23 protein-coding genes and 1 pseudogene are annotated in these 22,477 nt (G+C 70.5%); 15 read left to right on the forward strand and 9 right to left on the reverse strand.

All coding sequences use genetic code 11. The annotated features are described in order from the left end of the window. Positions 1-185: 185 nt before the first annotated feature. From ACY0PA_RS19200 to mscL, 5 genes are all read left to right on the forward strand, one after another. A complete protein-coding gene (locus ACY0PA_RS19200) occupies positions 186-1,478 on the forward strand; it encodes an MFS transporter (RefSeq protein WP_473085772.1) in 1,293 nt (430 codons plus the stop codon). Between the two features lie 198 nt (positions 1,479-1,676). Beyond that, complete coding sequence (locus tag ACY0PA_RS19205) at positions 1,677-2,009, forward strand: FmdB family zinc ribbon protein (protein WP_473085773.1); 333 nt, start codon at positions 1,677-1,679, stop codon at positions 2,007-2,009. A 93-nt stretch (positions 2,010-2,102) separates the two neighbouring features. Further along, positions 2,103-2,978, forward strand: a complete 876-nt coding sequence (locus ACY0PA_RS19210) for an S-methyl-5'-thioadenosine phosphorylase (RefSeq protein ID WP_473085774.1) — start codon at positions 2,103-2,105, stop codon at positions 2,976-2,978. Between the two features lie 180 nt (positions 2,979-3,158). Further along, entirely contained in the window at positions 3,159-3,740 is a 582-nt protein-coding gene (locus tag ACY0PA_RS19215; protein WP_473085775.1) for an RcpC/CpaB family pilus assembly protein, read from the forward strand. A 147-nt stretch (positions 3,741-3,887) separates the two neighbouring features. Beyond that, the gene (gene mscL, locus ACY0PA_RS19220; RefSeq protein ID WP_473086361.1) at positions 3,888-4,349 is read left to right on the forward strand and encodes a large conductance mechanosensitive channel protein MscL; all 462 of its coding nucleotides are present in this window, start codon (positions 3,888-3,890) and stop codon (positions 4,347-4,349) included. Between the two features lie 7 nt (positions 4,350-4,356). On the opposite strand, the gene ACY0PA_RS19225 is transcribed toward mscL, so the two are convergent. Next, positions 4,357-4,539, reverse strand: coding sequence for a hypothetical protein (locus tag ACY0PA_RS19225; RefSeq protein WP_100596104.1), 183 nt, complete (start codon positions 4,537-4,539; stop codon positions 4,357-4,359). Between the two features lie 386 nt (positions 4,540-4,925). Between ACY0PA_RS19225 and ACY0PA_RS19230 the strand changes: the two genes are divergently transcribed. From ACY0PA_RS19230 to ACY0PA_RS19240, 3 genes and pseudogenes are all read left to right on the forward strand, one after another. Continuing rightward, positions 4,926-6,029 (forward strand): P1 family peptidase, encoded by a 1,104-nt coding sequence (locus ACY0PA_RS19230; RefSeq protein ID WP_473085776.1) that lies wholly within the window; start codon positions 4,926-4,928, stop codon positions 6,027-6,029. Between the two features lie 300 nt (positions 6,030-6,329). Then, positions 6,330-6,545: pseudogene (locus ACY0PA_RS19235) on the forward strand (L,D-transpeptidase family protein); the annotation flags it as partial. A gap of 199 nt (positions 6,546-6,744) precedes the next feature. Continuing rightward, entirely contained in the window at positions 6,745-7,515 is a 771-nt protein-coding gene (locus ACY0PA_RS19240; RefSeq protein WP_473085777.1) for a DUF6227 family protein, read from the forward strand. 24 nt (positions 7,516-7,539) lie between these two features. Here the strand turns inward: ACY0PA_RS19240 and ACY0PA_RS19245 are convergent, their stop codons facing one another. After that, positions 7,540-7,773, reverse strand: coding sequence for a hypothetical protein (locus ACY0PA_RS19245; protein WP_473085778.1), 234 nt, complete (start codon positions 7,771-7,773; stop codon positions 7,540-7,542). Positions 7,774-7,851: 78 nt separating this feature from the next. Then, on the reverse strand, positions 7,852-8,154 hold the full coding sequence (locus tag ACY0PA_RS19250) for a hypothetical protein (protein WP_473085779.1): 303 nt from the start codon (positions 8,152-8,154) through the stop codon (positions 7,852-7,854). A gap of 534 nt (positions 8,155-8,688) precedes the next feature. Here ACY0PA_RS19250 and ACY0PA_RS19255 point away from each other — a divergent pair. Continuing rightward, positions 8,689-8,856, forward strand: coding sequence for a hypothetical protein (locus tag ACY0PA_RS19255; RefSeq protein WP_473085780.1), 168 nt, complete (start codon positions 8,689-8,691; stop codon positions 8,854-8,856). Positions 8,857-9,052: 196 nt separating this feature from the next. On the opposite strand, the gene ACY0PA_RS19260 is transcribed toward ACY0PA_RS19255, so the two are convergent. Beyond that, complete coding sequence (locus ACY0PA_RS19260) at positions 9,053-10,555, reverse strand: MFS transporter (protein ID WP_473085781.1); 1,503 nt, start codon at positions 10,553-10,555, stop codon at positions 9,053-9,055. Positions 10,556-10,708: 153 nt separating this feature from the next. Here ACY0PA_RS19260 and ACY0PA_RS19265 point away from each other — a divergent pair, with 153 nt between their 5' ends. Beyond that, positions 10,709-11,704: a helix-turn-helix transcriptional regulator gene (locus ACY0PA_RS19265; RefSeq protein WP_473085782.1), complete on the forward strand. Its 996-nt coding sequence runs from the start codon at positions 10,709-10,711 to the stop codon at positions 11,702-11,704. Between the two features lie 42 nt (positions 11,705-11,746). Here the strand turns inward: ACY0PA_RS19265 and ACY0PA_RS19270 are convergent, their stop codons facing one another. Next, positions 11,747-12,751, reverse strand: a complete 1,005-nt coding sequence (locus ACY0PA_RS19270) for a sigma-70 family RNA polymerase sigma factor (protein WP_473085783.1) — start codon at positions 12,749-12,751, stop codon at positions 11,747-11,749. A gap of 220 nt (positions 12,752-12,971) precedes the next feature. Here ACY0PA_RS19270 and ACY0PA_RS19275 point away from each other — a divergent pair, with 220 nt between their 5' ends. Further along, positions 12,972-13,481, forward strand: coding sequence for a GNAT family N-acetyltransferase (locus ACY0PA_RS19275; protein WP_473086362.1), 510 nt, complete (start codon positions 12,972-12,974; stop codon positions 13,479-13,481). Positions 13,482-13,523: 42 nt separating this feature from the next. Here the strand turns inward: ACY0PA_RS19275 and ACY0PA_RS19280 are convergent, their stop codons facing one another. Next, positions 13,524-14,291, reverse strand: a complete 768-nt coding sequence (locus tag ACY0PA_RS19280; RefSeq protein ID WP_329572944.1) for a dioxygenase family protein — start codon at positions 14,289-14,291, stop codon at positions 13,524-13,526. 116 nt (positions 14,292-14,407) lie between these two features. On the opposite strand from ACY0PA_RS19280, the gene ACY0PA_RS19285 reads away from it, so the two are divergent. Then, complete coding sequence (locus ACY0PA_RS19285; protein ID WP_473085784.1) at positions 14,408-14,911, forward strand: MarR family winged helix-turn-helix transcriptional regulator; 504 nt, start codon at positions 14,408-14,410, stop codon at positions 14,909-14,911. Between the two features lie 21 nt (positions 14,912-14,932). Here the strand turns inward: ACY0PA_RS19285 and ACY0PA_RS19290 are convergent, their stop codons facing one another. Both ACY0PA_RS19290 and ACY0PA_RS19295 read right to left on the reverse strand, forming a co-directional pair. Continuing rightward, positions 14,933-16,417 carry an MFS transporter gene (locus ACY0PA_RS19290; protein ID WP_329572942.1) on the reverse strand — a complete coding sequence of 495 codons (1,485 nt, stop codon included), beginning with the start codon at positions 16,415-16,417 and terminating at the stop codon, positions 14,933-14,935. Between the two features lie 153 nt (positions 16,418-16,570). Then, positions 16,571-17,275, reverse strand: coding sequence for a TetR/AcrR family transcriptional regulator (locus tag ACY0PA_RS19295; protein WP_473085785.1), 705 nt, complete (start codon positions 17,273-17,275; stop codon positions 16,571-16,573). 287 nt (positions 17,276-17,562) lie between these two features. On the opposite strand from ACY0PA_RS19295, the gene ACY0PA_RS19300 reads away from it, so the two are divergent. Next, positions 17,563-18,783, forward strand: a complete 1,221-nt coding sequence (locus ACY0PA_RS19300; RefSeq protein ID WP_473086363.1) for a M6 family metalloprotease domain-containing protein — start codon at positions 17,563-17,565, stop codon at positions 18,781-18,783. Positions 18,784-18,800: 17 nt separating this feature from the next. Here ACY0PA_RS19300 and ACY0PA_RS19305 read toward each other — a convergent pair whose 3' ends face one another. After that, entirely contained in the window at positions 18,801-20,522 is a 1,722-nt protein-coding gene (locus tag ACY0PA_RS19305) for a class I adenylate-forming enzyme family protein (RefSeq protein WP_473085786.1), read from the reverse strand. Positions 20,523-20,919: 397 nt separating this feature from the next. Between ACY0PA_RS19305 and ACY0PA_RS19310 the strand changes: the two genes are divergently transcribed. After that, positions 20,920-21,489, forward strand: a complete 570-nt coding sequence (locus ACY0PA_RS19310; protein WP_473086364.1) for a 2Fe-2S iron-sulfur cluster-binding protein — start codon at positions 20,920-20,922, stop codon at positions 21,487-21,489. Further along, a complete protein-coding gene (locus ACY0PA_RS19315) occupies positions 21,486-22,469 on the forward strand; it encodes an FAD binding domain-containing protein (RefSeq protein ID WP_473085787.1) in 984 nt (327 codons plus the stop codon). The genes ACY0PA_RS19310 and ACY0PA_RS19315 overlap by 4 nt, the downstream gene beginning before the upstream one ends. The last annotated feature ends 8 nt before the right edge of the window (positions 22,470-22,477 follow it).

Consider the following 22,477-nt stretch of genomic DNA (forward strand, 5'->3'; position numbering starts at 1 on the left):
CACCGACTCTGCCTGATGTAGAGCCGGCGCGACCGCAAAGCGGCCGCGGTTCCCTTGCATACCCTGCATGGCCCAGGCCCTCCTGGCGCGGACCCCGGTATCACTCGGTTCCCGGCGCATGAGGACGGCTCTCGGCGCACACCCCTACCGGGGCAGCGCTACCAGGCGGCAGAAAGGCAAGGGCCGTGCCAGAGAATTACGCGGCCACGGTCACCGACAAGCGCCCCGGATACGGCCAGCTGCTGCGCACCCGCGGCGCCTGGACGTTCCTGCTCCCCGGCTTCGCCGCCCGGCAGCCGTTCGCGATGCTCACCATCTCGACGGTCCTGCTCGTGCAGCACACCACGGGCTCGTACGGCACCGCCGGCGCCGTCTCCGCCACCACCGGCGTCTCCATGGCACTGTTCGCCCCCTTCACGGGCAAGCTCGCCGACCGCTTCGGGCAGCGCGCAGTCCTCGTGCCCGGCGTCCTGCTGCACACGGCGTCCGTGCTCCTGCTGACGGTGCTCGCGCTCACTGACGCCCCCCTGTGGGCCCTGTTCGTCGCGGCGGTGCCGACCGGCGCCTCCACCCCGCAGATCGGTCCCATGGTGCGGGCCCGCTGGGGCGTCAAGCTCCAGGGCTCGCCCCTCATGACCACGGCCGCCGCCTTCGAGTCGGTCACGGACGAGTTCACGTTCGTCCTCGGCCCGCTGTTCGCGACTGCCCTGTGCACCGGCGTGCACCCCGCCGCCGGTCTCGTCACCGAGGCGGCCCTGACGCTCGTGGGCGGCCTCCTGTTCGCCGCGCAGCGCGGCACGCAGCCCCAGCCCGCCCGCACCGCCGGCGAGGTCCACGCACGCGTGGAGCACGTTTCCGCGCTGCGGATCCCTGGAGTGCGCGTCCTGATCGTGGCGTTCCTCGGCATCGGCTCCGTCTTCGGCGGCATGCAGGTCGCCCTGGCCGCCTTCACGGAGTCGATCGGCGAGCCCGGCCTGAACGGTGTCCTCTACGGGACGTTCGCCGCGGGCAACATGCTCTCCGGCATCGTCTGCGGAGCCGTCGCCTGGAAGATCGCGCCGCAGCGCCGCCTCCTGCTCGCCTACACCGCGCTCGCCGTGACCGCCTCCGGCCTCTGGGCCGCGCAGTCGGTGCTGCTGCTCGCCGGGATCGGCCTGCTGGTGGGCACGTGCATCGCCCCGGCCCTGATCACGGGCTACACGCTCGTCGAGAAGCTGGTCCCGCCGACCGCCCGCACCGAGGCCTTCACGTGGCTCACGGGCGCGGTCGCGCTCGGCCAGGCAGCGGCCGTCACGGTCGCCGGCCAGCTGGAGGACCGCCTCTGGGACGGCGCCGGATTCCTCGTCCCGATGGGCGGCACGGTGCTCGCCGTGACGCTCCTGGCGACCCTGCGTTCGCGGCTGGTGCCGCCGCGCGTGACCAGAGTGGTCACGCGCGGCGCGGCCCATCGCGATCCTGTCGCGATCGGTGAGATGTGACAGCATTCTCGTCGCGGAATACGTCAGTGTGACTCCGCCGCCAAGCAGCTCCTCACTCAGGCGCAAAGGCCCTCATGACGGTCAAGCCCTGACCGCAGTCCGGAGACAGGTGACGTACGTTACTCCATTCAGCGTCCGCCACGGGTTAACATGGACGATCGTTAGCACTCATCGAGTGAGAGTGCCAGGAGGAAGCAAGTGCCGACGTACCAGTACCAGTGCACCGAGTGTGGCGAGGGCCTCGAGGCGGTGCAGAAGTTCACCGATGACGCCCTGACCGTGTGCCCCAGCTGCGACGGACGCCTCAAGAAGGTGTTCTCGGCGGTCGGCATCGTCTTCAAGGGATCGGGCTTCTACCGCAACGACAGCCGCGGCTCCTCGTCGAGCAGCTCGCCGGCGCCGTCGGCCGCGAAGTCGACCACCTCGGACACGAAGTCTTCGTCCTCGGACTCCAAGTCGTCCTCCGCGTCGACGTCCTCGGCCTCCGCTTCGTCTTCTTCGGGCTCGTCCTCGAGCTCTTCCGCCGCCTAAGGACGCTCGGCCGCTTCGGCCAAGTTCTTACGGAACCCTGTCGTCTTGCGACGACAGGGTTTTCGGCGTTCCCGGGCGGATACTGTGCCGGACATGGCGAATACAGTTCCGGGCACGGCGAACAAGGCGAACACACAGGTCACAGCCGAGATCGGAGTCATCGGCGGCTCCGGCTTCTACTCGTTCCTGGACGACGTGAGCGAGGTCCAGGTCGACACCCCTTACGGAGCGCCGAGCGACTCGCTCTTCCTCGGCGAGATCGCGGGCCGGAAGGTCGCCTTTCTGCCCCGCCACGGCCGCGGCCACCATCTGCCGCCGCACCGCATCAACTACCGCGCCAACCTCTGGGCCCTGCGCTCCGTGGGCGTGCGGCAGGTTCTCGGCCCGTGCGCCGTGGGCGGGCTCCGGCCCGAGTTCGGACCGGGGACGCTTCTGGTGCCCGACCAGTTCGTGGACAGGACGAAGGCCCGCGCGCAGACGTACTTCGACGGGTTGCCGCTGGCGGACGGGAGTGTGCCGAATGTCGTGCACGTGTCGCCTGCCGACCCGTACTGCCCGGCCGGGCGCCGGGTCGCCGTGAAGGCGGCGCGCGGACGCGACTGGGAGCCGGTGGACGGCGGGACGCTCGTCGTGGTCGAGGGGCCGCGGTTCTCGACCCGTGCCGAGTCCCGCTGGCACGCCTCCCAGGGCTGGTCGGTGGTGGGCATGACCGGCCACCCCGAGGCGATGCTCGCGCGTGAACTCGAGCTCTGCTACACGTCGTTGACCCTGGTTACCGACCTCGACGCGGGCGCCGAGTCGGGCGAGGGCGTCTCGCACGACGCGGTCCTCCAGGTCTTCGCCGCCAATGTGGACCGGCTGCGGGCGGTGCTCTTCGACGCGGTGGCGGAGCTGCCGGCGGAGGGCGAGCGGGACTGCTTGTGCATGGGGGCGCTCGGGGGGATGGATCCGGGGATCGTGCTGCCGTAACCCGGCAGGAGGGTGGCTGAACTTCGCCTTCGGGTGAGGGAGTTGTCCACAACCGGCGAGTAGTGCACGGGGCTCAGCGGGAATCGACGCGGGCCTGGATCGTGGAGCGCGAGGCGAGCTTTCGAGCTTGCGTCGCGTTCCGAGACTTTCGATGCCTCTCGATCCAGGTGGTGGTCGCCCATGTCCCCGTTCAGCACTCCCCCGACGTGCGAGGTCCCGCATTTCGCGCCGCTGCGGGTGCGCGGCGGGCGGTGGCGGGCGCGCCGTGCGGGCCGGCACCGGCGGCGGGCGGTCGCCGCGGGGCTCGCCCTGACGGCGGCGGTGGTGGCGGCGGGGCCTTCAGGGGCTGGTTCATCTGGGGCGGGGTCGTCCGGTTCCGGGTCGTCCGGCGCCAGGCCCGGCTCCTCAGAGTCCGCGTCCGGGCGGGAGCGGGTGCGGAGGTCGGTCGTGATGGTGTCCGCGCCGGTGCGGATCGCGGACGCGGCGGCGGTGCGGCTGCTGCGGCCGGGCGACCGGGTCGACGTCGTGGCGGCGGGCGCGGGAGCCGGCGTCGACGCCGGTGAGGGGCAGGGCTCCGGTGGCCAAGGGGGCAGGGTCGTGGCGGCGGGGGCGCAGGTCAGCTCCGTACCGGAGTCGGCCGAGTCGGCCAGCGATGCTGTCGCGGAGGGTGGTGCGCTGGTCGTGCTGTCCGTGCCTCGGGCGACGGCGGCGCGGCTCGCCGGGGCCGGTGCCACCTCGCGGCTGGCGGTGACGCTGTGGTGATCGTTATCGGGTCCCCGGGCGGGCCGGTCCGCACGGTTTCGAAGTCAAGTCCCTCGTTCGAGTCGGCGAATTGGACAGGCCCGCCAGGCGCTGTCGTAGGTTGCGGAGCTGTTTGCTCCACGTCCTGCACAAGTGAAGAGAGGCCTTCTGGTGAGCGAGAAGAAGAAGCCCGGCGTGTGGGAGGGCTTCAAGGCCTTCTTGATGCGCGGGAATGTGATCGACCTTGCGGTCGCGGTGGTCGTCGGAGCCGCGTTCACCAACATCGTGAACGCCGTCGTGAAGGGCGTCATCAACCCGCTGGTCGGCGCGTTCGGCACGAAGGACCTGGACGGCTACAAGTCGTGCCTGAAGGGCACGTGCCCGGGCGACGACGGCATCGAGATCCTGTGGGGCACGGTGCTCAGCGCCACTCTCACGTTCCTGATCACGGCCGCGGTCGTGTACTTCCTGATGGTGCTGCCGATGGCCAAGTACCTGGCCAAGAAGGCGGCCCGGGATGCCGCGAAGGAAGGCGCCGCGGAGGTCGTCGAGCTGTCCGAGCTGGAGGTCCTGAAGGAGATCCGCGACGCCCTGGTGGCGCAGCGCGGCTCTGGGCACAGCGAGCAGTAGCCGCGGCTCAGAGGTGGTGGGGCGGCTTCTCGTCGAGGAAGCGTGCCAGGTCGGCGGCGCTGTCGCCGCCGGTGGTGGGCCGCTCACCCCACCCTCGGTCCGTGTCGTCCGAGGACTGCGTGCTCAGCGGATCGTCGAAGACCAGCGCGTTCTTCGGATCGCGCGGTTCGGGGGCGGGGGCGGTGCTCATGCCTCCAGGGTACGTCTGTCGGGGGGCCGGCTGCCGGGGTGCGGGCCGTTCGGACCGTGGTGAGGCCGTGCGCCGTGAAGATGTTCCTGGCCGTGGCCGGCTGCTGGAGGGTGGGCGTCGGGGTGTCATGCGGCGGGAAGGGCTTGCCGAGGCCCTGCCGCTTGGGCTCGCCCAGCTTGTGGAAGGGCAGGAGCCGCGCTCGATCTCCGTGGGGAACGTCGACAGGAGCCGCTCCCAGACCTGCGTGGCCGTGCGGCGCGAGCCGACTGCTGCGGGGATCACGCTGACGGCTGCGGGGATCACGGCCGCGCACGCGGCCCGGCATCCGGCGCCGGGGCCCGCGCGGAGGCGGCCCCGGGGCCCAACTCACGTGATACGCATGCCGTATGAGGACGCCCACGCGCAATGCCCTGACCGATGTCGCCGGCCTGCGGGTCGGTCATGCCACCCGCACCGGCGAGGGCGGCTGGCTGACCGGGACGACGGTGGTACTCGCGCCCGAGGGCGGGATGACCGCGGCCGTGGACGTGCGCGGCGGTGGCCCGGGCACGAAGGAGACGGACGCGCTAGACCCGCGCAACGTGGTCCGGCGCATCGACGCCGTGACCCTGACGGGCGGCAGTGCCTACGGCCTGGACGCCGCGTCGGGTGTCATGGCGTGGCTGGAGGAGCAGGGCCGGGGCGTACGGGTGGGGGCCGGGCCGCGCGAGGTGGTGCCGGTCGTCCCCGCCGCGTGCGTCTTCGACCTGGGGCGCGGCGGGGAGTTCGGGGCCAGGCCTGACGCGGCGACGGGCCGCGCGGCGGTGGAGGCGGCGGCCGCCTCCGCGCCGGGCTCGCCCGTTGCGGAGGGCTCGGTGGGCGCGGGCACGGGCGCGGTGATCGGCGGGCTCAAGGGCGGCGTGGGCACGGCGAGCACGGTGCTCGACTCGGGCATCACGGTCGCAGCGCTGGTCGTGGCCAACGCGGTGGGCTCCGCGGTCGATCCGGCGACGGGCGCGCTCTACGGGCAGCTCTTCGACCCGAACTCTGCCTCCGCCTCCGCCTCCGCGCGGAACGGCGAACCGCACCCGCGCCCGCACCCATATCCGTACCCCTCGCCCGAGGCGCACGCGGCGGCCCAGGAGCGGATCGCACGGGCCAAGGAGGAGGCCGCCGGACAGGCGCCGCCGCCGATGAACACCACGCTCGCCGTCGTCGCCACGGACGCGGTGCTCACCCGTTCCGAGGCGCACAAGCTCGCGGGCACCTCGCACGACGGCATCGCGCGCGCCGTCCGTCCGGTGCATCTCCTCAACGACGGGGACACCGTCTTCGCCGTCGCAACCGGCGCCCGCCCGCTCGACGAGGCCAACCCCCTCGCGCTGAACGACATCCTCGCAGCGGGCGCGGACATGGTGACGCGGGCGATCGTGCGAGCGGTGCTCACCGCGGATTCGGTGCGGGGGCCGGGCGGGACGTTCCTCTCGTACCGGGATCTGTACGGGAGTTGAGGCATGGGGCGCACCAAGATACGCAGGGCGCCCCATGACTTACGGAGCCCAGGGCTCACGTAGTGGGCGGCCCGCCCGGTTCCTGACGTGACCTGTGTCTCCGTTCACAACGCCCCGAAGGAACCTTTCCGGTCAGTTCGCCCTCTCTACCCACACTGGAGTAACTGACGAATCCTGGAGCATCTCGTGACAACCCCGGACACAGCCGCGCACCAGCAGCATCCCCGGCAGCCCGAGCGGGGCCGCAGGCGCACCGCGCGGCGGGTCCTGGTGGCGACGGCCGCGCTCGCCGTCGGCGCGCCCTTCGGCCGCTCCGGCACCAGCCACGGCTGCATCGGCCTCGCGGACGTCCAGGGCGCGGGCGGCGCGACGATCGCCAAGTGGTTCTACGACAACTCGCTCGTCGGTGACGTGGTGACCGTCAAGCACTCCCCCGACACCACCATCGCGCCCGACAACGGCCTGAGCGGCTGGAACATGTCGTGGAGCCAGTGGACGGCGGGCAGCGCGGCCTGAGCCCACCCCGAGCCCCACGGATGCCCGCCGAAAGGCAGGCACCCGAGCAGCGGGCCGCCGAAAAAGGCAGGCACAAGAGCGGGCCGCGCGGGAACTTCCCCGCGCGGCCCGCTCGTTTCCGATTTCGAGGACATGATGTCCGGCCTAGGGGCTACGGTATGCACCCACAAGGTGACATGTAGCAACGCCGGGAGATGCCTTGAGCGTTCCGTACGACACCGCAGCGTACGAGCCACCCGAGTCGCACGAGTCGCGTCAGCCGGACGGCACGCACCAGCCGGATGAGCACCTCGGGCGCCTGCTGAGCCGAGCGCTGAACTCCTTCGAGCTGCCCGACGAGGCGCTCGCCCGCCTCGACTGCGCGCTCGCGTACGACAGTTCGCGGCACTCCGCGCACCACAGCGCGGGCCTGCACCGCGAGACGTACCGGCATACGTGGCTGCTCGCGGACGGCAGCGCGCTCACCCTGTGGGAGCTCGTCCACAACACGATGCCCGGCCGGGGGACCCAGCACGAGGTGTACACCTCGGAGAACGATCTGCACCTGGCGACGGACCGGCTCCCGCTGCCCCGCGAGGCCGCCCCCGACTTCGAGCTGCCGCTCCCGCTCCAGCTCCCGTCGATCCCCGAGCCACGCCGCAGTTACGCGGCCGACGACTCGGCGGACCACGCCCGCCGCCTGCTGCGCCGTGCGGAGAACGAGGACCGCCCAGGACCCGGCACGGCCGGGCTCCTGCACACCGCCTGCGCGCACCAGATCACGCAGGCGTTCGGCCGCCCGCGCCTCGGATTCACGCTGTACGAGCACGCGTTCCTGCTGCACGACGGCAGCGAGATCAGCCTCTGGGAGATCGAGCACACGGCGACGCCAGACGGCCGTCACATGTGCGAGGTGTACGCCACGCAGGACGAGGCCCGCGCGGCGATGAAGCGCCGCGCCACCGACCGCTCCCGCCCCAGCTGCGGCTAGCCGCGTACAGCCCTCGGCCGGTAACTAACGACGGCTGAACTGCCGTACCAGGCCCGCGAACGCGTCGCGCTCGTCCGGCGTCAGCGGCGCGGACTCCAGAGCGGGCGGCCCGCCCTGCCCCGGCAGCGAGGCGAGGGGCCGCCCGGTGCCCCAGCCCACATGGCGGACCAGCCGGACGAGACCGACCGCCCACACCACGGTGGCGGCCGCGAGGAACGCCACGCCTATCTGCTGGAAGAACGACACGTGCTCAGGCATGGGCCCAGTCAACACCACGGTCCGGAACTTTGGTGCCGGACCGTGACGTATCTCGCATGAGCGGACAGTTCCGAACTGTCAGGCGGCTACCGGTATCTTCGGCTCGTCTTCCTTCACCGTGCTGATGCGGTGGGTGCGGGCGGCGGTGATGTCGACCGTGCACCCGGGCAGCGCCCGCGAGTAGGAGATCAGGTCGCTCGCATAAACAACCAATGAGGCCTCAAGCTGCAGCAGTTGAGGCCTCAGGCATCTTGAACTGTTCGACATCCGACGTCGGCGGTTTCCGGGAGCGTCATGCAGCGGGACCGAAATCAAGTCGAAGCCCTTGACGCCTTTCACGCGCGACGGGCCCGAAGCGCCTCGCGCGTATCTTGCCGGCATGCGACGATGGAACAACTCAGTTCACTCGCAGCTTTCGGGGTGATGAGGATGAAGAAGGCAGCATTGCGGAGTGTCAGCATTGCAGCTGCAGCCATCTGCTGTTTGGCGCTCGGCGAGTGGGGCGCATCAGCCAGTGAATTAAGTTCCGTGTCACAGAAATCGCAGGCTGCGCCAACGAAGTCGATGCTTCGGTGCTATGCGACCCGCAGCAGTCCGAACGCGATCGTCTGCTACCGGTTTTCAGCGAAGGCCGAGTTCAGGCACGGCGATATAGATTATGTCCCCCTTCTCATTCAGGTGCCTACGCCCGCACAGCCGCCGTCCGTAATTATCGTCGACAGTCTGAACGATATTCGGCCCGAGTAACACGATTCGGGCCTCGCCGACTCCGCCCATAATTGGCGGAGTCGGCGAGGGTTCCACCCGTAGGCAAAAGGGCCCGGCCTCCTCGCGGAGAACCGGGCCCTTCGGGGGTGCCTGGGGCGCCTGCGCTCCGACTCCGCGCAGCGCCCGCTGTGGAAGTTCATCGACCAGATGCCGCGGGCGGAGTTCCAGCCGGTGAACCAGGCGTCCTGGCCCGATGTGCGGGCCGCGATCCGCGAGGACATCGGCTCGGCGGTCGTCCGGGGCGGCGATCCGCGCGAGGTGCTCCAGAGCCTGGACACGACGGCGAGCCACCCGGAGATCCGCTCGGCGAACTGAACGACAGACGGGCGGGCCCCCGCGCCGCAGCGCGAGGGCCCGCCCGCTCGAAGTCCCGCGGGAACTAGGGTCTTCCGTTTGGATCAGGCTGGATCAGGGAACGGGGTCATGGGGGTCCCCCCTGTTCGAGCGAGGCCGAGAACCGCAGATGTGCGTGCCAGACCCCGCGAGCCCAGCTTGATCCAAACGAGAGGCCCTAGACGAGTTCCGGCGCCTTCTCCACCCGTCCGGCCGCCGGGTCCGCGTCCTGCGCGCCCCCCTCGACGTGCTGCGCGGGCCGCCCCGGCAGCGCGAACATCAGCAGGAAGATCACGGCGAGCACGCCGGTGACGTACCAGAGCGAGTTGCGGAACGCGTCGATGAACGCCTGCCTGGCCTCGGCCGGCACGAGGTGGTCGTCGATCGTCCCGAAGAACACCACGGCGACCAGGCCGAGCCCGAGCGCCGTACCCATCTGCTGCGTGGTGTTGATCAGGCCGGACGCGGAACCGGAGTGCTCGCGCGGCACGTCGGAGAGCACCGCGTCGGTCAGCGGGGCGACGATGAGGCCCATGCCGACGCCCATCACGACGAGCGGCAGCGCCATCTGCCAGGACGTGATCCCGGCGCCGTAGCGCCCGGCCTCCCAGATGTAGAGCAGCACTCCGGTCATCATCGCCAGCGCGCCGGTCTGGAGCACCTTGCGCCCGAACTTCGGCACGAGCTTCTGTACGGAGATTCCGGCCGCCGCCGACACGGCGACGGAGAACGGCACGCCGGTCAGGCCCGCGTGCAGCGCCGTCCACCCGAGGCCGACCTGCATGTACATCGTCCACACCAGGAAGAACACGCCGAGCGCGACACCGAAGACGACCTGCACGGCGATACCGGCCGCGAAGCTCTTCACCTTGAACAGCGACAGCTCGACCAGCGGCGAACCGTCACGCCGCGCCTTGTACTTCTCGTACGCGACGAGGGCGCCGAAGACGAGGACGCTGGCCGCCATCACCACGTAACCCCACACGGGCCAGCCCAGCTCGCGGCCGCGCGTCAGCGGGTAGAGCAGCATCAGCAGGCCGAGCGTGACCAGGACGACGCCGACGAGGTCGAGCTTGAGGGCGCGGGGCGCCCTGGACTCGCTGATGAACTTGCGGCCGAGGAGCAGTCCGGCGATGCCGACCGGCAGGTTGATCAGGAAGATCGGGCGCCATTCGAGACCGAACAGGTTCCACTCGGTGAGCAGCGCGCCGAGCAGCGGGCCCGAGACCGCCCCCAGGCCGACGATCATGCCGAAGAGACCGAAGACCTTGCCGCGCTCCTCCGCCGGGAACGTGGCGTGCACGATCGACAGGACCTGCGGCACCATCATCGCGGCCATGCCGCCCTGGAGGATGCGCGAGGCGACCAGCATCTCAGGGTTTGCGGCGAAGCCGCAGAGCGCCGAGGCGAGCGTGAAGCCGGCGATTCCTATCAGGAAGAGCCGCTTGCGGCCGTAGATGTCGCCGAGCCGTCCGCCGGTGATCAGGCCCGCGGCGAACGCGAGCGCGTACCCGGCGGTGATCCACTGGATCTGGCTGAAGGTGGCGCCCGCGTCCCGCTGGATCGACGGGATCGCGACATTCACGATCGTCACGTCGACCAGGTCCATGAAGGCGGCGGTCATGACGATGGCCAGGGCGAGCCAGCGTCGCCTGTCGGGGGTGGTCACGGGTGAAGTCATACGGGGAGACTAGGAGGCATGTAGGACGCAGACTGTCCTAGATGGCGCGCACCCTGGAATCTCCCGATAACGAATGCGCGGCGAAAACCGGACGCGAGGGCGCCGCGAGCACGACGGACACGGTGACGAGACGCGAACGAGAGGGGACGCACCATGACCACCGACACCCCGGCCCGGCTGCTTCAACTGCTCTCTCTGCTCCAGACCCCGCGCGAGTGGCCCGGCGGCGAGCTCGCCGCGCGCCTGAGTGTCTCGCGGCGCACGGTGCGCCGGGACGTGGACCGGCTGCGTGACCTCGGCTATCCCGTGCAGGCGTCGATGGGCGCGGAGGGCGGTTACCGCCTGGTCGCGGGCAAGGCGCTGCCGCCGCTGGTCCTGGACGACGAGGAGGCGGTGGCGATCGCGGTCGGCCTGCGGGCCGGCGCGGGGCACGCCGTCGAGGGCGTGGAGGAGGCGTCCGTACGGGCGCTCGCCAAGCTGGAACAGGTGCTGCCCTCGCGCCTGCGGCACCGGGTCTCCACGCTCCAGGCCGCCACGATGCCGCTGACCGGCGGGGACGGGGCGTCCATCGCGACGGAGACGCTCACGGTCCTCGCGTCGGCGACGGCGGGGCAGGAGCGGCTGCGGTTCCGCTACCGCTCGGGCGACGGCACCGAGTCACGCCGTCTGACGGAGCCGTACCGGATGGTGTCGACGGGACGACGCTGGTATCTGGTGGCGTACGACATAGACCGGGACGACTGGCGCACCTTCCGCGTGGACCGGGTCGCGGAGCCGTTCGCCACAGGTGCGCGGTTCGCTCCGCGGGAGCTGCCGACGGGGGACGCGGCGGAGTATCTGCGGCGCTCCATGTCGGGGCGCGGCCGGCCCTCGTACGACATCGATGTGACGTTCGAAGCGCCGGCGGACTTCGTGGTGGCGCGGCTGCCCTCGGCGCTCGGCGCACCCGAGGCGCAGCCCGACGGAACGTGCCGGCTGCGCGCGACGGCGACCGACTCGGTGGAGTGGCTTGCGCTGCGGCTCGCGCTGGTGGACTGCGAGTTCACGGTGCACGGGCCGGACCAACTGGCGGACTATCTCAGGGAGTTGAGCAGTCGCCTCGCCCGCGCTACGGACGGGCCGGTGACATCCGGCCCGTCCGGCGCTTGAGGGCAACAGACGCGGGGGCCCGGGAGCAGCGCCCCCGGAACCTCACGCGGCGGCATCGAACCCGGTGTCCCGAGCCAGCTTCTTCAGCTCGACAAGCGCGTGCTTCTCGATCTGCCGGATCCGCTCGCGCGTCAGCCCGTGCTCCTTGCCGACCTCCGTCAGCGTGCGCTCACGGCCGTCGTCGATCCCGTACCGCATCTTGATGATGGACGCCGTGCGCTGGTCGAGGCGGCCGATGAGGTCATCCAGCTCCTCGCTGCGCAGCAGCGTGAGGACGGACTGCTCGGGCGACACGGCGGACGTGTCCTCCAGGAGGTCGCCGAACTGGGTCTCGCCCTCGTCGTCCACCGGCATGTTCAGCGAGACCGGGTCGCGGGCCCAGTCCAGGACGTCGACGACGCGAGCGGGCTTGGAGTCGAGCTCGGCGGCGATCTCCTCGGGCTCGGGTTCCCGCCCGTTCTTCCGGTTGAACTCGCGCTGCACACGCCGGATGCGGCCCAGCTCCTCCACCAGGTGGACGGGGAGCCGGATCGTGCGCGACTGGTCGGCTATCGAGCGCGTGATGGCCTGCCTGATCCACCACGTCGCGTACGTGGAGAACTTGAAGCCCTTGCGGTAGTCGAACTTCTCGACCGCGCGCACCAGGCCCGCGTTCCCCTCCTGGATGAGGTCGAGGAGCGGGAGACCGCTCCTCGGGTAGCGGCGCGCGACGGCCACGACCAGGCGCAGGTTGGACTTGATGAAGACGTCCTTGGCCCGCTCACTCGCGGCGACGAGCGCTTCGAGCTCCTCGCGGGACGCCTTGCCCGCGGCTTCGCTCTCCGCCTCGCCGTCGAGGATCTGCCGGGCGTACACGCCCGCCTCGATGGTCTGGGAAAGTTCGACTTCCTTGGCGGCGTCCAGCAGCGGCGTACGCGCGATCTCGTCGAGGTACATGCCGACCAGGTCGCGGTCGGCGATCTCGCCGCCTACGGCGCGAACACTGCGTGCGCCGTCGGTCTCGCCGGAGGCGGCGGGCTTACGACGGGCGACGGCACGGGTTGCCATGCGTGCTCCCTTGCGATGGTGGGCGGGGGCCTGCGGTGGACAGGTCCTGTGGTCCTGTGGTGCCCGGCACACCCTCCCGGGTGCCCTGCATCCGATGGAAACAACGACTGGAATCCGGACAGAATTCCCAAGGTGCCCATCGATTTTCGTGATCATGCAGTACCCTGTGCCGCGATCGGCCGGACACAGAGAGGTTCACAAGGTGACGGACTCCACAGAAGTGCTGGTCAGGCCCGGCGTGGAAGCAGACCTCGACGCGCTCACCGACCTCTACAACCACTATGTGCGCGAGACGCCGATCACCTTCGACACTGCCGCCTTCACTCCACTGGAGCGCCGTCCGTGGCTGCTCTCCCACCTTGAGGACGGCCGGCACCGGCTGCTGGTTGCCCAGGAGCGCGATTCCGGCCGCATCCTCGGCTACGCGACCTCGGGCCCCTTCCGCGCGAAGGCGGCGTACGACACGTCGGTGGAGGTCAGCGTCTACTGCGCGCCCGACGCGGGCGGCCGCGGCATAGGCACCGTGCTTTACAAGGCGCTCTTCGAGGCGCTCGCGGGCGAGGACGTCCACCGGGCGTACGCGGGCATCACCCAGCCGAACGAGGCCTCGGCCCGCCTGCACACCCGCTTCGGCTTCACCTACGTGGGCACGTACCGCGAGGTCGGCCGCAAGTTCGGCCGCTACTGGGACGTGGCCTGGTACGAGCGCCCGGTCAACAGCGGCATCTGACCGAGCGCGACCTGGCCGAGCGGGACCTGGCCGAAACCGCTCCTAGCCGAACTGCACCGACCGCTTGGCCAGCCCCATCCAGAACCCGTCGATGACGCTCCGCTGACCGTCAAGGCCGCCGAAGGCGTCGGCCGCCCCCATCGTCACGAACAGCGGAGCGAAGTGCTCCGTGCGCGGGTGGGCGAGCTGCCCGGCCGGGGACTTGTGGGTGAAGTCGAGCAGGGCGTCCACGTCGCCGCTCTCCAGGGCGCGGTGCCCCCAGTCGTCGAACTCGGCGGACCAGGCCGGGATCCCGCCCTGCCGCAGCGCGGCGAGGTTGTGCGTGAAGAAGCCCGAGCCGACGATCAGGACCCCCTCGTCCCGCAGCGGCGCGAGCTTGCGCCCGATGTCCATCAGCTTCTGCGGGTCGAGCGTCGGCATGGAGATCTGCAGGACCGGGATGTCGGCTCCGGGGTACATCTCGACGAGCGGGACGTATGCCCCGTGGTCGAGGCCACGGTCCGGGATGTCCTGGACCGGGGTGCCGGGGCCGTGCAGCAATTTCCGTACGGAATCGGCCAGTTCAGGGGCCCCGGGGGCCTCGTACCGTACCTGGTAGTAGTGCTCGGGGAAGCCCCAGAAGTCGTAGACGAGCGGCACCGTCTCGGTGGCGCCGAGGGCGAGCGGGGCCTCCTCCCAGTGCGCGGAGACCATCAGGATGGCCCTGGGGCGCGGCAGTTCGGCCGACCACGCGGCGAGCTGACCGGTCCACAGGTCGTCGTCGGCGAGCGGCGGCGCACCGTGGCTGAGGTAGAGAGCGGGCATGCGCATGGCGACACTCCTTGACGACGGGACCCCGGAACGACTTACTTGAAACCTCAAGCTCTACTGACAGGGTAGTACTCGATTGTTTAATCTTCAAGAAGGAGGTACGTACAGTGGACCCCATGACGACGGCACCCACCCAAGCCCCTCGCTGGCTCACAGACGAGGAACAGCGCACCTGGCAGGCGTATCTCCATGCGACCACGTTGCTGGAGGACCACCTCGACCGCCAGCTCCAGCGGGACGCGGGCATGCCGCACATCTACTACGGGCTGCTCGTCAAGCTCTCCGAGGCGCCGCGCCGCCGCCTGCGCATGACCGAGCTGGCCATGAACGCGAAGATCACCCGCTCCCGCCTCTCGCACGCCGTCGCGCGCCTGGAGAAGAACGGCTGGGTGCGCCGCGAGGACTGCCCGTCCGACAAGCGCGGCCAGCTGGCGTGCCTCACGGACGAGGGGTACGAGTTCCTGGCGCGGACGGCGCCCGGTCATGTCGCCGCCGTGCGGCAGGCGCTCTTCGACCGGCTCTCCCCAGAACAGCAGAAGTCCCTCGGCGAGATCATGAGGATCGTCGCCGAGGGACTTCAGCCGAAGGAGGCGGGGGCGGATCTCCCCTGGCTCCGGTAGTGCCCTGAACCCGCTTCGGGGTCAGTGCGCGATCACCGGGATCTGCACCTCGTCCTGCGCGTCCTCCGTGGAACCGGAGGCCTTCGGGGCCGCGCTGCCCGGGACACCCGTGTTGATGAGGGTGAGGGCGATCGTGGCCGCGACGGCCAGGATGCCGACGGCCCACCAGATGGCGTGGGTGTAGCCGTTCACCATGGCCTGCGCCTGGAGGAGCTTGGCGTTGGTGGCTCCGGCCGCGTGCGAGGCGACGTAGGCGGTGGTCGCCGACGCGGCGATCGTGTTCAGCAGGGCCGTGCCGATCGCGCCGCCGACCTGCTGTGAGGTGTTGACCATCGCGGAGGCGACACCGGCGTCACGCGGCTCGACACCGTGCGTGGCCAGGGACATGGCGGGCATGAACGCCGTACCCATGCCGAGGCCCAGCAGCAGCTGCGCCGGCAGGATCAGGAACGGGTACGAGGAGTCGATCTCCAGCTGCGTCAGGAGCAGCATGCCGAGCGCCGCGACCAGGAAGCCGGGGCCCATGAGCAGCCGCGGGGGGACCCGCGTCATCAGCCGGGCGCCGATCTGCGTGGAGCCCGTGATCATGCCGACGATCATCGGCAGGAACGCGAAGCCGGTGGTCACCGGCGAGTAGCCGCGGACGACCTGGAGGTAGTACGTCAGGAAGAGGAACAGGCCGAACATCGAGATGACGGCGAGACCGAGCGACATGTAGACGCCGCCGCGGTTGCGGTCGAGCAGGACGCGCAGCGGCAGCAGCGGCGAGCGGACCTTGGACTCGGTGAAGACGAACCCGAGCAGCAGCACGGCGGAGGCCACGAACAGGCCGACCGTCATGGCGTCGGACCAGCCGTTGGACTCGGCGCGCGTGAAGCCGTAGACGAGGGAGACCAGGCCGAGGGTCGACAGGACGACGCCCGGGATGTCGAGCGACGAGCGGTTACGGGAACCGGCCGGCTCACGGATGACGAAGTAGGCACCCGCGGCCGCGATGATCGCGAACGGGATGTTGACGAAGAACGTCCAGCGCCAGTCCAGGTACTCGGTGAGGAAGCCGCCGAGGATCAGGCCGACGGCGCCACCGCCACCGGCGATCGCACCGTAGATGCCGAACGCCTTGGCGCGCTCCTTGGCGTCGGTGAACATCACCGCGAGCAGGGAGAGCGCGGCGGGCGCGAGCAGCGCGCCGAACACGCCCTGGAGGGCGCGGGCGCCGAGCATCATGGCCTCGCCCTGGGCCGCACCGCCGAGCGCAGACGCGAAGGCGAAGCCGAGCAGGCCGGTGACGAAGGTCCGCTTACGGCCCCACATGTCGGCGATACGGCCGCCGAACAGGAGCAGCCCGCCGAAGGCGAGCGCGTAGGCCGTGATGACCCACTGCTTGTTTCCGTCGGAGATGCCGAGGTCCTGCTGGGCCCACGGCAGGGCGATGTTCACGATGGTCGCGTCGAGCACGACCATCAGCTGGGCGAGAGCGATGAAGACGAGTGCCTTCCAGCGCATGGGGTCTGCCTTCGGCAGATCTATTTTTGGCAAGGGGGTAGCCACGACGGCACTCCAAGTCTCGAATAAGCGCGAAATATCGGGTGTTACGGAAGCTGCTGAAGATGTCTATGGGCTCCGCCGGCGAGCCGACGGCGGCGGGGCGTGGGTGGCTCAGGCCTGCCGGAGGTCCTCCAGAGTCGCGGGCTCACCCGGAAGCTCCGAGCGGGCCGGTGTCATCAGGCCGTCGAGGAACAGCTGCAGATGGCGGTGGACGAAGCGGTCGATGTCCAGGCAGGCGATGCCGGGCAGGGGCCTGGTGAGCTGGGAGAGGGCGACCATCAGATCTCCGACGGCGATGTCGGTGCGCAGCTGCCCGGCCGCGCGGGCCCGCTCCATGAGGCCCTCGGTGCCGGCCTCGAGCCGGTCGCGGGCGGCCAGCAGATCAGGATGGTCCTTGTCGAAGCCGGCCGTGAGCATCGGGCACAGGGCGCCGATCCGCTCATCCGCGGCCGCGTGCACGAAGGTGCGCAGCGCTCCGAAGGAGGCGTCCGGGTCGGCGTCCGCGACGGCGAGCGCCCGTTCGGCGTGTTCGGTGACGCTGTCCATGACGGAGAGGACGACGTGCCGGAGCAGGTCGACCCGGTCCGCGAAGTGCCGGTAGACCGTGGCGTTTCCGACGCCCGCGCGGCGGGCGATCTCGTCGATCGGCACCTCGGCCCCGAACTCGACGACCATCTCGCGAGCGGCAGCGACGATCCGCTCCCGGTTGCGCACGGCGTCGGCGCGCGGCTTGGGCATGCGCTTCCCCGTCGCGGGTGCGGTGGTGGTGGCTGCGGCACTCACGGTCTGGCTCCTTCCGGCGGACGTTGCGGTCATTCTCCGTGGCCTGCTCGTTCCGGGGAGCAAGTCCCCGTTTCTTGCGGACACAGGGCTAAACGGGGAAGGCCTCCCCGGTTATTTCCCGCCATTCGTGTGACCTGAGCCACATTGCCGAAAAACCCACGATCGGCGCACTCAGCGAGCGGCCCGGCACACCCCGTCACAGGGTGAGCGAAGGACGCAGCCCGCTCCTGGGACTGCCGGGGACCGAGGGTGAGGCGATCTCATTGCGGCAGCGCATACGCAGGGCCCGGCGCAGCGCGGGGCTCGCGGGGCTCACCGCCATGGCCCTCGCCGTCACCACGTCTGCGAGTACGGGCCGCCTCATAGAACAGTCCCCGTCCCCGTCCGGCTCGGGCTCCTCGTCCCTGTCCCGGCCGGCCGCGCTGACCCCCTGCATGATCCAGGGCGCACTGGGCGTACAGATGTCGGAAGGCGTGCCCACACAGCCGGGTTACGCCCGCTCCACGGGCACCGTCCACGCCCTGAACCTCATGGTCGACTTCTCCGACGCCCCCGGCCAGGGCACCGCGCTCGACCGCCTCGGCGAGTTCTTCCCGCAGACCAAGGACTGGTTCCGCACCGCCTCGTACGGGAAGCTCGACTACCGCCCGGAGGCGCCGATCAGGCACTGGCTGCGCATGCCGAAGACGTTCGCCGACTACGGGATAGAACGGGGCGCCCCTTTCGACCCCGGCTACCGCGACCTGGTCGACGACATCGTGGCCAAGGCAGACCCGGACGTGGACTTCCGCGACTACGACCTGGTCAACATCCTGATCACCCCGAACGCGGGCCCCTCCGCCCTGGACACCGTGCTGTCCGTGACGTTCGCCGGCAACCACGAGGCGCCGGTCGCCGACGGCGTCCACGTCGCCAACGCGTCGTTCGTGTACAGCCGCCAGGACGACGGCTCGGGCTCGTACGCCGAGACCGGCTACCGCGTACTGCCCCACGAGAACGGCCACACCTTCGGCCTGCCCGACCTCTACACCCAGGACGGCGGCGGCGCCGTCGGCCACTGGGACATCATGAGCGAGGACTGGGGCGCCGGCAACGACCTCCTCGGCTGGCACAAGTGGAAGCTGGGCTGGCTCGGCGACAACCAGGTCAGCTGCGCGTCGGCGCACGGCACGAGCGAGCACACCCTGTCCCCGCTCGGCCTCAAGGGCGGCCCGAAGCTCGTCTTCGCACCGCTCACCGCGAAGACGGGGTTCGCGATCGAGGTCCGCACGCGCAAGGGCAACGACGAGGCGGTGTGCCGGCCCGGCGTCCTCATCTACCGGGTCGACGCCGGCGTCGACACCGGCCGCGGCCCGATCACCGTCGAGGACGCCACCAAGGACAGCGGCGGCTGCACCCGCAGCCCGAACGTCCACGCGGAACTCTCCGACGCCGCGTTCACCCCGGGCGAGACCTTCAAGGACCCCAAGACAGGGGTGAAGATCAAGGTCGCGGGGGCGGACCTGAAGGGGGACTACCGGGTGCTGGTCACGCGGAAGTGACACCTCCTGGGCGACCCCTAGGCGGAGCCGGCTGAGGCAGTACCCGGCGCCGGGTGGACGGCCTCCCCCACCGGTCCGCGCAGCTCCCGCTTCAGGAGCTTGCCGGTCGCGTTGCGCGGGAGCGGGGTGTCCCGCAGGAGCACGTGCGCCGGCACCTTGAACGCGGCGAGCGACTTGGCGACGTGTGCCCTGACCGCGTCGGCGTCCAGCTCCGACCCGGGCCGCACCTGCACGACCGCGGCGACCTCCTCGCCGAGCACCGGGTGCGGCACGCCGAGCACCGCCGCGTCGACGACGTCCGGATGATCGTGCAGGACGGCCTCCACCTCCACGCAGTACACGTTCTCGCCGCCCCGGATCACCATGTCCTTGATCCGGTCCACCACGCTGACCCGCCCGTCCCGCAGCGTCGCCAGATCCCCGGTCCTGAACCAGCCGCCCGGCGCGAACGCCGCGGCCGTCGCCGCCTCGTCGCGCCAGTAACCCCTGATCACCGACTGCCCGCGCAGCCACAGCTCCCCCACCTCACCGTCGGCGACAGCCTCGCCGCCGGGCCCGGCGATCCGCACCTCCACGGCGGGCGCGGGCCTGCCCACACTCTCCGGGTGGGCCCGGTACTCCGCGCCGAAGTTGGCGGTGACGCCGCCGAGCGTCTCGGTCAGCCCGTATCCGTTACGCGGCTCCACGCGCTCCCCGAACCGGGCGGTGAGCCGGGCCACGAGGCCGGGCGGCGCGGCGGCGCCTCCGGTGTTGAACATGGCGAGCGTCGGCATGTCGTCACCCGCGGCCTCGGCGGCGTCGAGCAGTTGCAGCGCGGTCGCCGGCACACCGCCGTAGCTGGTGATCCCGTGCTCCCCGATCGCCTGGAGCGCCTTGGCCGCGTCCCACTTGCGCAGCAGGACCAGGGTGCCGCCGGCCGCCATCGCCGCGTAGAAGCCGGTGAACGCGGCGACATGGAAGAAGGGGAAGGTGAGCAGCGCGACGGGCGCGGGCCCCTGCCCGGGAATCTGCCCGCGCCGCAAGGCCGAAACAGCCGCGAAATAACGGGGGTTGGCGATCGCCCCGACATGCGCGCGGTGCGTGGCGACGGCGCCCTTGGGCCGCCCGGTGGTCCCGGAGGTGTACATGATGGTGGCGTCGTCGTCGGGCTGAACATCGACATCGGGCGGCCCGAGCGAGGGATCGGCCGCGGGCAGGTCCTCGTACCGCTCGAAGCGGCCGCCGGGGAGGTCGCCGTCATGGTGGAAGACAAGGGTCCAAGGCCGCTGCCCACCCTTCCGGGCCAGCCACGGCTCGACGCGCTCCAGCCGCTCGCCGTCGACCAGGAGCACGCCCGGCTCACAGTCGTCGAGGGCATACGTGAACTCATCTGCCGTCCACCAGGCATTGAGCGGGACGGCGACGAGGCCCGCCAACTGGGCGGCCCAGAAGGCGACTTGCCATTCGGGGTGATTGCGCATGGCGATCACGGCACGGTCACCGGGCCGCAGCCCGTACACGTCGGCGAACCGACGGGCGAGCGCGCAGGCCTCGGCGAAGAACTCCCCGTAGCTGAGCCGCCCGCTCCCGGCGATCAGAAAGGGCGTGTTCCCGAAGGCCCAGGTCGTCTCGACGAACTCTCGCAGGGTCCGCGGCCCGTCGGCGTACTCGAGCCCACCGCTCTCGCTCCGCACGACGGCGAAGGGGGCACCGGGCGAGGTGAGCAGGCCGACGACGGGGTCGGCTGATTGCGGCTCCATGGACAAGGCCCCTTCCGACTGGCCGAACACGATCTACAGGCCTTCGTTCACGGTCTACATGCGCCTTCGTTCACGATCTACAGGCGTTACGGACGCTACGTCGTCCCTGACGCGTGTCACAGGGGCTTCCCCGAGATTTCCCCGAGACCTCCTGCACGGACACGCCGCCGGCCCGTCTTCGCCACCCGGCGCCGGTCCGCGGGGTGGCTGCGCGGGATGCGCGCCGGGCTGGTGCGCGGAAGCGCCCGGTCGAGTGAGGCGGGCCGGTTGAGCGCCTTCCGACGAGCGGCGCACCGGTTTCTGCGAGATCTTGAGGAGGAGTGCGCCCCACAGTGGCGACGCATGTCCAGGGTGACACCCCCGTGACACCCGCACCCAGCGAGGAAGGCGGGCTGTGGTGAGTGATTCGGATACGGGCGCCGCAGGGCGGAGCCGGGGCGAGACGGCCCAGCTCTCGGCGATCGAGTTGAACGTCAACGATCAGGTGAGACGGCTTGAGGTGGATCCACGGACCTCGCTGCTCGACACGCTGCGCGAGCACCTGCGCCTGAGCGGGACCAAGAAGGGGTGTGACCACGGGCAGTGCGGCGCCTGCACGGTGCTGATCAACGGCCGGCGCGTCAACTCCTGTCTGACGCTCGCCGTGATGCATGAGGACGACGAGATCGTGACGATCGAAGGCCTGGGTGATCCCGATGGCCTGCACCCCATGCAACGTGCCTTCGTCGAGCGTGACGGCTTCCAATGCGGCTACTGCACTCCCGGCCAGATCTGTTCGGCTGTCGGCATGATCGCCGAGGTCGAGGCGGGCTGGCCCAGCCACGCCACCGCTGACGTGACCTCGACGCGGATCGCGTTGACCGATGACGAGATCCGCGAGCGGATGAGCGGCAACATCTGCCGGTGCGCCGCCTATCCGAACATCGTCGCGGCCATCCGTGGCATCGCTGTGGGAGACCCGGAATGAGATCCTTCACGTACGAGCGGGTGACGGACGCACAGGCCGCCGTCGCGGCGGTGTCCAAAGCCGGCGCGAAGTTCATCAGCGGCGGCACCAATCTGCTCGACCTGATGAAGCTCGACATCGAGAAGCCCAGCCATCTGGTCGACATCAGCCGGCTTCCGTTGCGGGACATCGAGGAGCTCCCGGACGGCGGACTGCGTATCGGGGCCCAGGCGGCGAATTCCGATGTGGCGGCCGACTCCCGAGTGCGTACCCGCTACCCGGTGCTGTCTCAGGCACTGGTGGCCGGAGCCTCGGGCCAGCTGCGCAACAAGGCGTCCACCGGGGGAAATCTGTTGCAGCGCACTCGCTGCCCCTACTTCTACGACACAGCTGCGGGCTGCAACAAACGGGATCCCGGTTCCGGCTGCTCGGCGATCGGCGGGTTCAACCGGATTCACGCCGTCCTCGGCGTCAGCGACTCCTGCATCGCCACCCACCCCTCGGACATGGCCGTCGCGATGACCGCCCTGGAGGCGGAGATCGAGCTGCTCGACGCCGACGGGTCGGTACGCCGCGTCGCCATCGCAGACTTCTACCGGCTGCCCGGCCATACGCCGCACATCGAGACCGTGCTGCGTCCTGGCGAGATGATCACGAGCGCGCTCCTTCCCCCGCCCCCGCCGGGCCGGCAGATCTACCGCAAGGTGCGGGACCGGGCGTCGTACGAGTTCGCGCTGGTCTCCGTGGCGGCTGTCGTCGCGACCGGTCAGGCAGCGATCAGTGAGGCGCGGGTGGCTTTCGGCGGTGTGGCGCACAAGCCCTGGCGGTCCATCGAGGCGGAGTCCGCGCTGACCGGCCGTCCCGCCACGATGGCCACCTATCGCGCCGCCGCCGAGGCCGCGATGCGCGACGCCGTGGGGCAGGGGCACAACGACTTCAAGATCGAGCTGGCCAGGCGCACGCTGTGCCGCACGCTGGCGCAGGCGGCTCGGGCGAGCTGAGGAGACGA

Source organism: Streptomyces sp. DS1-CR2 (genome assembly GCF_055760475.1).

Coding starts and splice junctions, on each gene's coding strand:
- ACY0PA_RS19315 (WP_473085787.1), top strand. CDS start 21,486: ATGAGATCCTTCACGTACGAGCGGGTGACGGACGCACAGGCCGCCGTC.
- ACY0PA_RS19225 (WP_100596104.1), bottom strand. CDS start 4,539: ATGAGCACCGCCCCCGCCCCCGAACCGCGCGATCCGAAGAACGCGCTG.
- ACY0PA_RS19280 (WP_329572944.1), bottom strand. CDS start 14,291: ATGCGCATGCCCGCTCTCTACCTCAGCCACGGTGCGCCGCCGCTCGCC.
- ACY0PA_RS19260 (WP_473085781.1), bottom strand. CDS start 10,555: ATGACTTCACCCGTGACCACCCCCGACAGGCGACGCTGGCTCGCCCTG.
- ACY0PA_RS19265 (WP_473085782.1), top strand. CDS start 10,709: ATGACCACCGACACCCCGGCCCGGCTGCTTCAACTGCTCTCTCTGCTC.
- ACY0PA_RS19290 (WP_329572942.1), bottom strand. CDS start 16,417: ATGCGCTGGAAGGCACTCGTCTTCATCGCTCTCGCCCAGCTGATGGTC.
- ACY0PA_RS19295 (WP_473085785.1), bottom strand. CDS start 17,275: ATGACCGCAACGTCCGCCGGAAGGAGCCAGACCGTGAGTGCCGCAGCC.
- ACY0PA_RS19230 (WP_473085776.1), top strand. CDS start 4,926: ATGAGGACGCCCACGCGCAATGCCCTGACCGATGTCGCCGGCCTGCGG.
- ACY0PA_RS19245 (WP_473085778.1), bottom strand. CDS start 7,773: ATGCCTGAGCACGTGTCGTTCTTCCAGCAGATAGGCGTGGCGTTCCTC.
- ACY0PA_RS19270 (WP_473085783.1), bottom strand. CDS start 12,751: ATGGCAACCCGTGCCGTCGCCCGTCGTAAGCCCGCCGCCTCCGGCGAG.
- ACY0PA_RS19285 (WP_473085784.1), top strand. CDS start 14,408: ATGACGACGGCACCCACCCAAGCCCCTCGCTGGCTCACAGACGAGGAA.
- ACY0PA_RS19305 (WP_473085786.1), bottom strand. CDS start 20,522: ATGGAGCCGCAATCAGCCGACCCCGTCGTCGGCCTGCTCACCTCGCCC.
- ACY0PA_RS19215 (WP_473085775.1), top strand. CDS start 3,159: ATGTCCCCGTTCAGCACTCCCCCGACGTGCGAGGTCCCGCATTTCGCG.
- ACY0PA_RS19255 (WP_473085780.1), top strand. CDS start 8,689: ATGCCGCGGGCGGAGTTCCAGCCGGTGAACCAGGCGTCCTGGCCCGAT.
- ACY0PA_RS19300 (WP_473086363.1), top strand. CDS start 17,563: ATGGCCCTCGCCGTCACCACGTCTGCGAGTACGGGCCGCCTCATAGAA.
- ACY0PA_RS19210 (WP_473085774.1), top strand. CDS start 2,103: ATGGCGAATACAGTTCCGGGCACGGCGAACAAGGCGAACACACAGGTC.
- ACY0PA_RS19250 (WP_473085779.1), bottom strand. CDS start 8,154: ATGCCGGCAAGATACGCGCGAGGCGCTTCGGGCCCGTCGCGCGTGAAA.